Origin of the sequence: Stenotrophomonas sp. AN71 (genome assembly GCF_050435725.1) — a bacterium.
Classification (GTDB): domain Bacteria; phylum Pseudomonadota; class Gammaproteobacteria; order Xanthomonadales; family Xanthomonadaceae; genus Stenotrophomonas.
The window spans coordinates 119621-132821 of the sequence record NZ_JBNDKU010000006.1 but is presented as its reverse complement, the minus strand read 5'-3'; the positions used below and the strand labels follow the sequence as shown (position 1 = coordinate 132821).

The 13201-nt window shown below is 68.0% G+C and carries 9 protein-coding genes; 5 read left to right on the top strand and 4 right to left on the bottom strand.

The annotated features are described in order from the left end of the window. Window positions 1–110: 110 nt before the first annotated feature. From ABH900_RS11615 to ABH900_RS11605, 3 genes are all read left to right on the top strand, one after another. Window positions 111–500 (top strand): I78 family peptidase inhibitor, encoded by a 390-nt coding sequence (locus ABH900_RS11615; protein ID WP_429622996.1) that lies wholly within the window; start codon window positions 111–113, stop codon window positions 498–500. A gap of 174 nt (window positions 501–674) precedes the next feature. Continuing rightward, window positions 675–5129, top strand: a complete 4455-nt coding sequence (gltB, locus tag ABH900_RS11610) for a glutamate synthase large subunit (protein WP_429622995.1) — start codon at window positions 675–677, stop codon at window positions 5127–5129. 28 nt (window positions 5130–5157) lie between these two features. After that, the gene (locus ABH900_RS11605; protein WP_429622994.1) at window positions 5158–6603 is read left to right on the top strand and encodes an FAD-dependent oxidoreductase; all 1446 of its coding nucleotides are present in this window, start codon (window positions 5158–5160) and stop codon (window positions 6601–6603) included. Here ABH900_RS11605 and ABH900_RS11600 read toward each other — a convergent pair. Beyond that, window positions 6589–8991, bottom strand: coding sequence for a response regulator (locus tag ABH900_RS11600; protein ID WP_429622993.1), 2403 nt, complete (start codon window positions 8989–8991; stop codon window positions 6589–6591). The two genes, ABH900_RS11605 and ABH900_RS11600, sit on opposite strands and share 15 nt — an antisense overlap. Window positions 8992–9158: 167 nt before the next feature. On the opposite strand from ABH900_RS11600, the gene ABH900_RS11595 reads away from it, so the two are divergent. Further along, window positions 9159–10028, top strand: a complete 870-nt coding sequence (locus tag ABH900_RS11595) for a methylglyoxal synthase (RefSeq protein ID WP_429622992.1) — start codon at window positions 9159–9161, stop codon at window positions 10026–10028. 112 nt (window positions 10029–10140) lie between these two features. Here ABH900_RS11595 and ABH900_RS11590 read toward each other — a convergent pair whose 3' ends face one another. Genes ABH900_RS11590 through ttcA form a run of 3 tightly spaced genes read right to left on the bottom strand, consistent with a single transcriptional unit; the run spans window position 10141 to window position 12842 of the window. Continuing rightward, the gene (locus ABH900_RS11590) at window positions 10141–10920 is read right to left on the bottom strand and encodes a M48 family metallopeptidase (RefSeq protein WP_429622991.1); all 780 of its coding nucleotides are present in this window, start codon (window positions 10918–10920) and stop codon (window positions 10141–10143) included. Window positions 10921–10979: 59 nt separating this feature from the next. Then, the gene (locus ABH900_RS11585; protein ID WP_429622990.1) at window positions 10980–11885 is read right to left on the bottom strand and encodes a recombination-associated protein RdgC; all 906 of its coding nucleotides are present in this window, start codon (window positions 11883–11885) and stop codon (window positions 10980–10982) included. A 36-nt stretch (window positions 11886–11921) separates the two neighbouring features. Beyond that, complete coding sequence (gene ttcA / locus ABH900_RS11580; protein ID WP_429622989.1) at window positions 11922–12842, bottom strand: tRNA 2-thiocytidine(32) synthetase TtcA; 921 nt, start codon at window positions 12840–12842, stop codon at window positions 11922–11924. A 91-nt stretch (window positions 12843–12933) separates the two neighbouring features. On the opposite strand from ttcA, the gene ABH900_RS11575 reads away from it, so the two are divergent. Further along, window positions 12934–13137 carry a YdcH family protein gene (locus ABH900_RS11575; protein WP_429622988.1) on the top strand — a complete coding sequence of 68 codons (204 nt, stop codon included), beginning with the start codon at window positions 12934–12936 and terminating at the stop codon, window positions 13135–13137. Window positions 13138–13201 lie beyond the last annotated feature (64 nt).

Genomic DNA, 13201 nt, shown 5'->3' with positions numbered 1-13201 from the left:
CTGGCAGTGTCACCGCTGTGGCGCAGTGATCCTGTCGATAACGCAACACAAACACGTGAGGGTGGGTTCGCCGCTATGCTCGGGCTTTCACAATCCCTTCCGGAGTCATGATGCCGTTCCCGATTCGCGCCCGTTCGCTCTCCGCCCTGCTGCTGCCGGCCGTGCTGGCCCTGTCCGCCTGCCAGGCGCCGGCGCTGGATGAACAGGATTCGGCCACAGCCCATGCGCAGCAGGCCGCCGAAGCGGCCAAGGCGCCGGCCGACGAAGCCGGCAAGGCCACCGAGGCACCGCCGGTCGGTACCTGCGATGCCAGCCAGGTGCAGAGCCTGGTCGGCCAGGCCTACACCGATGCACTGGGCAAGCAGGCGCAGGAAGATGCCGGCGCCCATCAGCTGCGCGTCATGAAGCCCAATGATGTGGTCACGATGGAGTTCCTCGGCGACCGCCTGAACATCGAAGTGGACGACAAGACCCTGGTCAGCGGCGTGCGCTGCGGCTGAGTTCCACCCCGCGCCGGCACAGTGCTGCCGGCGCTTTCTGTTGCAGCTGCAACCGTGTATTGCGGCGTTGCAGCAACCTGTGATCTAGTCGAGGCATCCGGTGGCCTCACGATGCGCTCCAGGGAATGAGCGGGGACGAGTGTCGCCGCCAACCCTATACGCATCGAGGTAGAGATGGCCCCCCGCAACCGCCAAGGGCTTTACGACCCGCGCTCCGAGCGCGATGCCTGTGGATTTGGCATGGTCGCCCAGCTCGACGATCAACCTTCGCGCCTGTTGGTTGATACCGCCATCGCCGCGCTTTCGCGCATGACCCACCGTGGTGGTGTCGCCGCCGATGGCCTGACCGGCGATGGCTGCGGCCTGCTGCTGCGCCGCCCCGATGCGTTCCTGAAACTGCTGGCCAGCGAAGCCGGCATCCCTGTCGCCGCGCGCTTCGCCGCCGGCCTGGTGTTCCTGCCGCACGCCGCCGACGCCGCCCAGGCCTGCCGCACCCGGTTGCAGGAAGAACTGGAAAAGGTCGGGTGCCGCGTGGCTGGCTGGCGCGACGTGCCAACCGATGACAGTGTCTGCGGCCAGCTGGCACGCGACACGCTGCCGCGTATCGAGCAGGTGTTCGTCGATGCCGGTGTCGGCCAGGATGATGCCGGCTTTGCCCTGGCCCTGTTCCTGGCCCGCCGCCGCAGCGAACAGCAACTGCGCGACCACGCCGACTTCTACGTCACCACCCTCACCCCGGACGCGATCAGCTACAAGGGCATGGTGCTGCCGGACAAGCTCAGCCGCTTCTACCCGGACCTGCAGCGCCGCGAACTGGCCTCCAGCGCGATCGTGTTCCACCAGCGCTTCTCCACCAACACGCTGCCGCGCTGGCCGCTGGCCCACCCGTTCCGCATGCTCGCCCACAACGGCGAGATCAACACCATCGAAGGCAACCGGCGCTGGGCGCAGGCGCGCAGCAAGGTGTGGAAGACCCCGCGCTTCGACATTGCCGAGCTCGACCCGGTGATCTCCATGCACGGTTCGGACTCGCAGAGCCTGGACAACATGCTGGAGCTGATGGTCGCAGGCGGCATGGAGCTGATCCAGGCGCTGCGCATCCTGGTGCCGCCAGCCACCCAGTCGCTGGAGTTCAAGGACCCGGATCTGGCCGCGTTCTACGAATTCCATGGCCTCAACAGCGAACCGTGGGACGGCCCGGCCGGCATCGTGGCCTGCGACAGCCGCTACGCCGTCTGTACCCTCGACCGCAATGGCCTGCGCCCGGCGCGATGGATGCTGACCGCCGACCGCCACTTCCTGGTCGCCTCCGAAGCGGGAGTGTGGGAAGTGCCGACCGAGCGCGTAGTGCGCAAGGGCAAGTTGGGCCCGGGCGAGATGATAGCCATCGACCTCAAGCGCGGCGACCTGCTCGACTCCGACGCGGTGGATCGCATCAACCGCGGCCGCGCGCCGTACAAGCAGTGGCTGCAGCAGGGCGTGACCTACCTGCAGACCGAGCTGATCGATCCGTCGCTGGTGGAGGAGCCCTTCGACGAAGGCACCCTGCGCAGCTACCACAAGCTCTACCAGCTCAGCAGCGAGGAAGTGGAACAGGTGCTGCGGCCGCTGGCCGAAACCGAGCAGGAAGCCACCGGCTCGATGGGCGATGACACGCCGATGGCCGTGCTGAGCCAGCGCAGCCGACCGCTGTACGACTACTTCCGCCAGGCCTTCGCGCAGGTCACCAACCCGCCGATCGACCCGTTGCGCGAAGACTGCGCGATGTCCCTGTCCACCCAGCTCGGCAAGGAAACCAACATCTTCCATGCCGGCCCGGAGACGGTGAACCACGTCATCCTCAACTCGCCGGTGCTCAGCCAGCGCAAGCTGCGCCAGCTGCTGAAGATGGACCAGTACGTGCAGGCCAACCGCCTGCTCGATCTGTCCTACAGCGAGGACGAAGGCCTGCGCGCCGGCATCGAACGCATCTGCGTCGAAGCCGAACAGGCGGCGCGCGAGGGCATGGTGATGCTGCTGCTGTCCGACCGCTACCCGGTGGCGGACCGGCCGATGGTGCACGCCCTGCTGGCTACCAGTGCCGTCCACCACCACCTCTCGCGGCTGGGCCTGCGCTGCGACGTCAACCTGATCGTCGAGACCGGCACCGCGCGCGACGCCCACCACATGGCCTGCCTGCTCGGCTTCGGCGCCACTGCGGTGTACCCGTACCTGGCCTACCAGACCCTGTTCGACCTGGGCCGCCGCGGCATCCTCAAGCTCAGCAAGGGCGGCGAGCAATCGCAGATCGGCCGGCGCTACCGCAAGGGCATCTACAAGGGCCTGTCGAAGATCATCTCGAAGATGGGCATCTGTACCGTGGCCAGCTACCGCGGCGCGCAGCTGTTCGAGATCATCGGCCTGGAGCCGGACGTGGTGGACCTGTGCTTCCCGGATACCGCCTCGCGCATCGGCGGAGCCGGCTTCACCCGGCTCGATGCCGACGCGCGCGACCTGCGTGCGCAGGCCTGGGATGCCCAGCAGGGCGTGGATGTCGGTGGCCTGTTGAAGTACGTGCATGGCGGCGAGTACCACATGTACAACCCGGACGTGGTCACCACGCTGCAGCGCGCGGCGCGCAGCGGTGATGCGCGCGCGTGGCAGCAGTACTGCGATGCGGTGCATGCACGACCGCCGTCGGCGCTGCGCGACCTGCTGCAGCTGGTACCGGCGGCCACGCCGACGCCGCTGGATGAAGTGGCCCCGGCCAGCGAACTGTTCCCGCGCTTCGATACCGCCGCGATCAGCCTCGGCGCCCTTTCCCCGGAAGCGCACGAAGCGCTGGCCATCGCCATGAACCGCCTCGGCGGGCGCAGCAACTCCGGCGAAGGCGGCGAAGACCCCGCACGCTACGGCACGCAGCGGCGCAGCAAGATCAAGCAGGTGGCCTCGGGCCGCTTCGGCGTCACCGCCGAATACCTGGTCAATGCCGAAGTGCTGCAGATCAAGGTCGCGCAGGGCGCAAAACCGGGCGAGGGCGGCCAGCTGCCCGGGCACAAGGTCAACGAACTGATCGCGCGGCTGCGCTACGCCAGGCCGGGCATCGGCCTGATCTCGCCGCCGCCGCATCACGACATCTACTCCATCGAAGACCTGGCCCAGCTGATCTACGACCTGAAGCAGGTGAACCCGACTGCGCTGGTGTCGGTGAAGCTGGTCAGCCATGCCGGCGTCGGCACCATTGCCGCCGGCGTAGTGAAGGCCGGTGCGGACCTGATCACCATTTCCGGCCACGACGGCGGCACCGGTGCGTCGCCGGTCAGTTCGATCCGCTATGCCGGCGTGCCGTGGGAACTGGGCGTGGCTGAGGCGCACCAGGCGCTGCTGGCCAACGACCTGCGCGGGCGCACCCTGCTGCAGACCGACGGTGGCCTGAAGACCGGCCTGGACGTGGTCAAGGCCGCGCTGCTCGGCGCGGACAGCTTCGGCTTCGGCACCGCGCCGATGATCGTGCTGGGCTGCAAGTACCTGCGCATCTGCCACCTCAACAACTGCGCCACCGGCGTGGCCACCCAGGACGAGCGCCTGCGCGAGAACCACTTCACCGGCCAGCCCGAGCGCGTGGAGAACTTCTTCCGCCTGCTGGCCGAGGAAGTGCGCGGCTGGCTGTCCTATCTGGGTGCGCGCTCACTGGAAGACATCGTCGGCCGTACCGACCTGCTGCGGCAGATCGAGGCCGCCCCGCGCGAGGGCGTGCGCGTGGACCTGTCGCGCCTGCTGGCCGACGCCGGTTACGAAGGCAGCCACTGCGCAGCGCAGCGCCTGTACGAATCGCCGGACAGCCTGGCCACGCAGATGGATGGCCTGCTGGCCGAGGCCATCGCGCACAAGCGGGGCGGCGAGCACCGCTTCCTGATCCACAACACCGACCGCAGCATCGGCGCGCGCCTGGCCGGCGCGGTGGCGCGGGTACATGGCAACCAGGGCATGGCCGAAGCCCCGCTGGAACTGCGCTTCCGTGGCAGTGCCGGGCAGAGCTTCGGTGCCTTCAACGTCGGGGGCCTGCACCTGGAAGTGGAAGGCGAAGCCAACGACTACGTCGGCAAGGGCATGGCCGGCGGCCGCCTGGTGGTGCGCCCGCCACGCGGCGCACGCTTCGAGGCGCGCAGCACCGCGATCATCGGCAACACCTGCCTGTACGGTGCCACCGGCGGCGAACTGTTCGCCGCAGGCCGCGCCGGCGAGCGCTTCGCGGTGCGCAACTCCGGCGCGTTGGCGGTGGTGGAAGGCGCCGGTGACCACTGCTGCGAATACATGACCGATGGCGTGGTGCTGGTGCTGGGCAAGGTCGGCCTGAACTTCGGTGCCGGTTTCACCGGCGGCCTGGCCTACGTGCTGGACGTGGACCGTGATTTCGTCGACCGCTACAACCACGAGCTGATCGACATCCATCGCGTCTCCGCCGAGGGCTTCGAGAACTACCGCCAGCACCTGCACCGCCTGATCGGTCGTCATCGCGAGCTGACCGGCAGTATCTGGGCGCAGCAGATCCTGGACGAGTTCCGCGATTACATCGGCAGGTTCTGGCTGGTCAAACCCAAGGCCGCCAGCATCGAGTCGCTGACCGAAACCCTGCGCCGCGCCGCCTGAGCGCGCGCACCGCACTGCCGAGACGATCATGAGCCGCAAGCACGCCTTCCAGTTCCTCGACCTGCCCCGCACCATGCCGCAGCGCATTCCGGTGGAACTGCGCACCTCCGGCGACTGGGGTGAGCTGTACGGAAAATTCGGCAAGGAAGACGCGCAGTACCAGGCCGGCCGCTGCCTGGACTGTGGCAACCCCTACTGCAGCTGGAAGTGCCCGGTGCACAATGCCATTCCGCAGTGGCTGCAGCTGGTGCAGGAAAACCGCATCCATGAGGCGGCCACCCTGTGCCACAGCACCAACCCGTTGCCGGAAGTCTGCGGCCGGGTCTGTCCGCAGGACCGCCTGTGCGAAGGCAGCTGCACGCTGGAGGAGTTCGGTGCGGTCACCATCGGCGCGGTAGAGAAATACATCGTCGACACCGCGCTGGCCAGCGGTTGGCGCCCGGACCTCGATGCGGTGCAGCCGACCGGCCACAGCGTGGCGGTGATCGGTGCCGGCCCGGCCGGGCTGGCCTGTGCCGACCGTCTGGCGCGCGCCGGCATCACCGCCGTGGTCTACGACCGCTACGAACAGATCGGCGGCCTGCTGCAGTTCGGCATTCCCAGTTTCAAGCTGGACAAGGACGTGATCCATCGCCGCCGTGACCTGCTGGAAGGAATGGGCGTGCAGTTCCGGCTCGGTGTGGAGATCGGCCGTGACCTCAGCGTGCAGCAACTGCTGGATACCCACGATGCCGTGTTTGTCGGCACCGGTGCATACCGGTACACCGACGGCGGCCTCGATGGTCAGGACCTGAAGGGCGTGCTGCCGGCGCTGCCGTTCCTGGTGCAGAACAGCCGCATCGTCGGCGGCGATGATCCGCACGGCCGGCCGATCGCCGGCTGGGAAGACACCATCGCCCTGCCCGACCTCAATGGCAAGCGCGTGGTGGTGCTCGGTGGTGGCGACACCGGCATGGACTGCGTGCGCAGCGCGGTACGGCTGGGCGCAGCCAAGGTCACCTGCGCCTACCGCCGCGACGAGGCCAACATGCCCGGCAGCGCACGCGAGGTCGCCAATGCGCGCGAAGAGGGCGTGCGCTTCCTGTTCAACCGCCAGCCGCTGTCCATCGAGGCCGGTGCCGATGACGAGGTGATCGGTGTGACCGTGGTCGAGACCCGGCTTGGCGAACCCGATGCCAATGGCCGCCAGAACGCGGTGCCGATCGAGGGCAGTGAATCGCTGCTGGAGGCCGACGTGGTGATCATCGCCTTCGGCTTCTCGCCAAGCGTGCCGGCCTGGCTGGCCGAGCACGGCGTGGAGGGCCAGTCCAACGGTCGCATCGTTGCCGGTGGCAACGGCCGCCTGCCGTTCCAGACCGCGCACCCGCGCCTGTTCGCCGGGGGGGATGCGGTACGTGGTGCCGACCTGGTGGTGACGGCGGTGGCCGAAGGCCGCGACGCCGCCGCCAGCATCGTCCGCCTACTGGCCCACTGAATCTGCCGCCAACACGTCGGCCAGCAGCGCGCGCAGTTCGCGCGCTTCCACTGGTTTGGCCAGGAAATGGTCGATGCCCGCCTTGCGGCAGGCCTCGCGGGTGGTTTCCAGCACGCTGGCGGTCAACGCGATGATCGGCACCTGCGGGCGGGTGCCACAGGCATGGGCACGGATCGCGCGCGCCAGCGCGAAACCATCCATGCCCGGCATGTGGCAGTCGGTGATCACCAGATCGAACGGCTGCGCCTGCCACGCATCCCACGCCTGCTGCCCATCGACACAGGCATGTACCTGCAGGCCGAGCCCGCACAGGCGTTGTTCCAGCAGCTGCAGGTTGGTGGGGTGGTCCTCGGCCACCAGCACTCGTGCCGGCGGCAACGGCCGGTCATCGGCCCGCGTGATCGCGGCCACCGGCGCCGGGCAGACCGCCAGCTCCAGCACCAGCCAGACCGAGGTGCCTGCACCGGGCAGGCTGTGCAGTTGCAGGTCGCCGCCCATCGACACCGCCAGTTCGCGGCAGATCGCCAGACCCAGGCCGCTGCCACCGAAGCGGCGCGTAGTGGAGGTCTCGGCCTGCTCGTAGGCACCGAACACCGCCTGCTGCCGTTCGACGCTGATGCCCACGCCACTGTCGGTGACCTGCAGCCGCAGCTGCTGGGCGCCATCGAGCTGCTGCAGCACGTGCACCTGCAGCACCACGCCCCCCTGCAGGGTGAACTTGAGCGCGTTGCCGGCCAGGTTGAACAGAATCTGCCGTAGCCGCAGGCCATCGGCCAGCGACCAGGCCTGCAGGGCCGGGTCGATCTCGCTGCGCAGATGCAGGCCGTGGCTGGCGGCGACGGGCATCAACAGCTGCTGCACCGCCCGCACCAGCGCGGCCAGATCGGTGGGCCCCAGCTGCAATGGAGCGGCCTGCAGCCGCTGACTGTGCAGCACATCGTCGAGGATCTGCCGCAGCATCTGTGCCGCGTCGCCGACGGTGGCCAGCACCTGCTGCTGGCTCGCCTCCAGGTCGCTGCCAGCCAACCGCTCCAGCATGCCCAGCAGGGTGCTCATCGGCGTGCGGATCTCGTGGCTCATCGTTGCCAGGAAGTGGCTCTTGGCCAGCGCTGCCTGCTCGGCGGCGCGGCGCGCCCCGGCCAGCGCCGCAGCGCGCGACTGCGCCTCGCTCACATCCATCCAGTAGCCACTCCATTCGACACTGCTGTCATCACTGCGCAGTGGCCGCCCCTGTGATCGCACCCAGCGCCAGCCCTGCGCCGAACGCGTGCGGAAGGTGACATCGATCGGACCATGCGCCAGCGCCGCTGCCTCGACACACGCCATCACCCGGCTGCGATCGTCCGCGTGCACGGCGGCCAGCAAACGCAGCGGGTCGGTCCGCGCCATCTCCACGCTCACTCCGAACAGCGCCTGCACGTCGCCGGCGATCTGCGCCAGGCTGTAGTGGCCATTGGCCGAACGGCGCGCCTGGTAGACCACCGCCGGCAGGTTCGCAGTCACCTCCTGCAGCCGCTGCTCCAGCGCGCGGCGGCGCACGCTTTCACGATGCACGCGCCAGTAGCCGAAGGCGTGCACCAGCACGAGGGCAAGCAGGATCAGCGAGGCCGGTACCAACCAGCGCAGCGCGGAGCCGGTGGCCCCGGCCCGTGGCAGGTCCGGCAACCAGGTCGTACGGCTCGCCGCGCGTCGCCCATTGCCCTGCTCCGACCGGTAGCGGTCGAAGGCTGCAATGACACCGGCACAATCCGGCACAGTGCCCAGCACCAGTGCATCGTCGAAACCGGCTGGCGCTGCGATCACCAGCGGATCACCCGGCTCGGCGCGGAGCACGGCCTCGACCGCGCCGAGATTGGCGATCACCGCATCGACCAGGCCAGTGCGCAGCAGCGACAGCGCGTGATCCAGCGATACCGGTGCCAGCAGCTGCGCCCCCGGTGCCTGTTCGGCCAGCAGTGCAGCCAGCGGCAGCCGGTCCGGGCTGGCCACGCTGCGCCCACGCAGGTCTTCCAGACCCAGCACCGGGGATGCACCCGCACGGCGCACGATCACCTGCGGCACCTGCAGGTAGGCCGTGCTGGCTACCCAGCCGGCGGGCAGTTGCGCGCGTGGCCAGCCCAGCACCGCCTGGGTGCCGGCCGGCAGCCGGGCATCCATCAGCGCAGCCGCAGGCGTTGGTAACGCGTGCAGCGATACCTGCATACCCAGCATCTGCAGGTAGTCCGCGACCAGCCCGGCAGCCTCGCCCTGCAGGGGGTACGACAGCGGCGGCCGGTCGGACGGCCAGGCCACCTGCAACGGGTTTGTGCAGCCGGAGGCTGTGGCGGTCGCAGGCGACAACAGCAATGCCATGACGGCAGCAGCGGCGCAGCGGCCGGCGGCATTCACTGTAGACGTCCTCATTTCGCGGGCAGGAACCACGGCCGCGCAGCGGTACCGCTGTCAGCCACGCTAGCGATGCAGGGCCCAGCGACAATGAGAAAAGTTGGAAAAGCGGCCGCATCGGCGAATGGCGACATACACTGCCGCATCTACCCGTATCCCCGGAGCGCGCGATGCGTATCGGCCTGGCCGCCAACCGTCTTCATCACCACGATGCGCGCGCCGCGCTGTTCCGTTGGCTGCGCGCCAGCGAGACCGGCCTACGCGAACTGGGGGTGTCGCTACATGCCGTCGGACGCACCCATGATGCGATCGAACGACACGGGATGCTGGCCGGCTATGCGGGCCTGCACCGCTATCCCTACGGCCGGGAAGGTGGCCTGATGAAGCTGGTGGCCGAAGTCGTCGGCATGGGTCCGGAAAGAACGCTGGATGGTGCGATCTACCTGATCGACCCGGTTGATCCCTCCTCGGTGTTTCCGGAAGCGACCGCACTCAAGCGGCAGTGTGTGATCCACGGCAAGCCGTTCATTTCAACGGTGGCCACGGCGCGCGACTGGGTCGAGGTGGAACGCATCCACGCCGGCCTGGATGCCGACCCTGGTGCAGACGATCTGCATGCGTTCGAAGGACAGACGCTGGCATTGATCGCGCACGATGCGATGAAGCCGGCGATGCTCGCCTTCGCCGATGAACACTTCGATGTACTGGCGCGGTTCGGCGAACGCGTGGCTACGGGTACCACCGGCCAACGCTTGAACGAGCTGGCCTGGAGCCGCGGCTGGCCCAGCGATATGCCGTGGGTGACGCGTTACCAGAGTGGCCCGATGGGCGGCGATGCACAGATTGCCGACCGTGTACTGGAAGGGCGCTGCCAACGCGCGATCTTCTTCGAGGATCCGCATGTCGCACGCCAGCACGAGGCGGACATCCAGCTGCTGGAGCGCGCAGTCACCACGGTCACCGACCAGGCGGTATGCATCACCGCACCGCGGGTAGCGGCACGCTGGGCGGCGACGGCCGCACAGCGCTCAGGAAAGTAAGGCATGCGGATCGGGCGCTGCACGCTTGTGTAGCGCCGAGCCATGCTCGGCCGCGTTTGGAGGTAGCGACGTAGACCTGCGCTGCGCGCGGTAGCCGAGCGTGGGCTCGGCTCTACAGCAGCTGGCGCAGCATGGCCTTGAGGCGCCGCCCTTCCAGCTGGAAGTAATCGCGTTGCTCGCGCCAGGCGGGGAAGCGCTGTTCCACCTCATGCCAGAACGCGGGCGAATGATTGGCCTGGATCAGGTGGCAGAGTTCGTGCACCAGCACGTACTCGAACGCCTCGGGGCGGCCCAGCACCAGCGCCAGGTCCAGCGCCATGCTGCCGTCGGGGGCCAGTGAGCCCCATTGCGAGGACATCACCTTCAGCCGCAGGCGGCTGGGTGCACGCGGCAGGCCGGGCAGGTACTTCGGCAGCCAACGGCCCACGTCGGCACGGGTCTGGGCTTCGTAGAACTCGCGCAGCAGGCGGCGCAGCGTGGCGTCACCGGCGCGGGTGGGCCATTGCACGCAGGCGCCCTGCTCGTCGATCTCCAGGCGGGCATAGCGCCCCTCCTGCCAACGCAGCGGCAGCATTTCGCCGCGCAGCGGCAGCAAGCCGGCCTCACCGGGCTGCAACGGTGCCGGCAGGCCCTGGCCCTGGTACTGGCGCAGCTGCAGCGCCAACCAATCACGATGCTGCTCCAGGAAACGCTCGCCCATCACCAGGCTGGCGCGCGGCGGCAGGGTCAGGCGCGCACCGCGCTCGTCCACGCTCAGCTTGATCCGGCGTGCGCGTGGATCACGCACGCGCAGCACCTCGATCTCAGCATCCTCCAGGCGCAGGCGAACAGTGTCGCGCTGCACGGTGGCGGGCGGGTCCGGCGAGAACAGGCGGCGCAAAAAGCGGCTCATACGGCAAGCATAGCGCCGCTTCGGGCCGCTGGATGACCGGCGGCCCACAGGGTGCCTGTTCAGTCAGCCTTGCTGAGCTTGAAGGCTTCTTCCAGCAACAGGAAGAGGCGGCGGATCTCGGCGCTCTGCAGGGCGAAACGGGCGTCGAACTCGGCGCGGCGGCCGTCTTCGTCGGCATGTTCCAGCTGATCCAGGGCACCGTCGAGGAACTTCAGCTTGCGCACGATCAGGTCGTCGCCAATCACGAAGGACAGGTTGTCCTCGAAGATCAGCGCCAGCTTGGTCACCTGCTTGCCGGCGTCCAGGTGCTTGTCGATCTCGTCGCAGCGCAGTTCCTGGTGCTGGCACTTGACCACCGCGCCGCCTTCCACCGGATCCTTCATCTCGCACTCTTCGCCCAGGATCAGCCCGGTCGGCAGCGGTTCACCGGCAATCCAGCCGGTCAGGATCGAACGTGGCGCCACTTCAGCGTTCAGCGGCATCGCCGGGAAGCTGCCGAGCAGGCCGCGGATGTCGGACATGAAGTATTCGCCGGTCTTGCGGCTGGAGGTATCCACCGCCACGTAACCGTGCTGCAGGTCGATGAAGGCGTCGTTGCGCGAGGACTTCACGAAGGCGCGCGGCAGCAGTTCATGCAGCAGGTCATCCTTCATGCGCTTGCGCTCGCGGCCACCCGGGCGGCGGCCTTCCTTCTCCTCGATCTCCTCCAGCTTGCGCTCGAGCAGGTCGTTGACCACCGCCGCCGGCAGGATCTTGTCCTCACCGCCCACGGTCAGCCACAGGTGCTCGGCGATGCGATGGGAGAGCAGTTCCTTCTCCTCGCGGCCGAACGGCGAGATGAAGCCACGCGAGTTCATTTCCAGGGCGCCGACCGGCTTCAGCAGGGCGTGCGGCAGCAGGGTATCGACTTCGGAAAAATCAGTGGTGGTCGGGAAGCGGAAAAACGTCAGGTTGCGAAAGAACATGGAATTCCGGAAGGCAAAGAGGAAGGGCGACCCACCCTAAACGGTGGGCGACTGGGGATCTGTGTCGGCGTCGGCCGGGGAACCGGCCCGCCAGGCATCGGCATCGGGCAGCGGTGCGTCGAGGTGACGACCCAGTGCCATGAAGTCGAACAGGGTGCGGTCAGCCAGCTGCGACGGACGGATCTCACCCATGGCGCGTGCGATCTGTTCGATGCGGCCAGGATGGTCCTTTTCCCACTGGGTGAGCATCAGGCCGACCTGGCGGCGCTGCAGGTTCTCCTGGCTGCCGCACAGATTGCACGGAATGATCGGGAACTGGCATGCCTGCGCATAGTCGATGATATCGGCCTCACGCACGTAGGCCAGCGGCCGGATCACCACGTGCCTGCCGTCATCGCTGCGCAGCTTCGGCGGCATGCCGGACAGCGTGGCGTGGTGGAACAGGTTCATGAAGAACGTGGCCACCATGTCGTCGCGGTGGTGGCCCAGCGCGATCTTGGTGAAGCCATGGAGCTTGGCGTGGTTGTACAGCGCGCCGCGCCGCAGGCGCGAGCACAGCGAACACATCGTCCGGCCTTCGGGAATGACCCGGCTGACCACCGAATAGGTGTCCTGCTCGACGATCTGGTATGGCACACCCCGCGCGGCCAGGTAGTCCGGCAGGATATGCGCGGGAAAGCCCGGCTGTTTCTGGTCCAGGTTAACCGCCACCAGCTCGAACGGCACCGGCGCCTTCTTCTGCAGCTGCAGCAGGATGTCCAGCAGCGTGTAGCTGTCCTTGCCGCCGGACAGGCAGACCATGACCTTGTCGCCGGCCTCGATCATGCCGAAGTCGGCGACCGCTTCCCCCACCTGGCGGCGCAGGCGCTTGGCCAGCCTGTACTGCTCATGCCCGGCCACGCGCGGATCGCGGGGCGCGCGCGACAGGGGATCGGGAAGGGGAATCACGGCACTCATCGGGTCCATTCTAACGGCTCGGCGCGGCCACGGCCGGCGGTCGGGATTCCCCTCTCCCGGTGGTCATCATCGCTGTGTATGCTCGGAGGCTGTGGACACCTACAGCCCCGCCGAGATCGTCGAACACCTCGCCGCCCTGCGCGCCGAGCACCGCCTGCTGGATGAACAGATCACCCGCATGGCCGCCAATGGCGAGGACGAGCTGGAATCCAAGCGCCTGAAGCGGCGCAAGCTGCAGCTGAAGGACTGCATCACCAGGCTGGAAAGCCTGCAGATTCCCGACGAGCCGGCATGACGCCGATCCCGATGGGTGCCAATCTTGGTTGGCCTCCTGCTCTGGTGGGTGCCAACCTTGGTTG

Coding starts and splice junctions, on each gene's coding strand:
- ABH900_RS11605 (WP_429622994.1), top strand. CDS start 5,158: ATGAGCCGCAAGCACGCCTTCCAGTTCCTCGACCTGCCCCGCACCATG.
- ABH900_RS11590 (WP_429622991.1), bottom strand. CDS start 10,920: ATGAGCCGCTTTTTGCGCCGCCTGTTCTCGCCGGACCCGCCCGCCACC.
- ABH900_RS11615 (WP_429622996.1), top strand. CDS start 111: ATGCCGTTCCCGATTCGCGCCCGTTCGCTCTCCGCCCTGCTGCTGCCG.
- ABH900_RS11585 (WP_429622990.1), bottom strand. CDS start 11,885: ATGTTCTTTCGCAACCTGACGTTTTTCCGCTTCCCGACCACCACTGAT.
- ABH900_RS11595 (WP_429622992.1), top strand. CDS start 9,159: ATGCGTATCGGCCTGGCCGCCAACCGTCTTCATCACCACGATGCGCGC.
- gltB (WP_429622995.1), top strand. CDS start 675: ATGGCCCCCCGCAACCGCCAAGGGCTTTACGACCCGCGCTCCGAGCGC.
- ttcA (WP_429622989.1), bottom strand. CDS start 12,842: ATGAGTGCCGTGATTCCCCTTCCCGATCCCCTGTCGCGCGCGCCCCGC.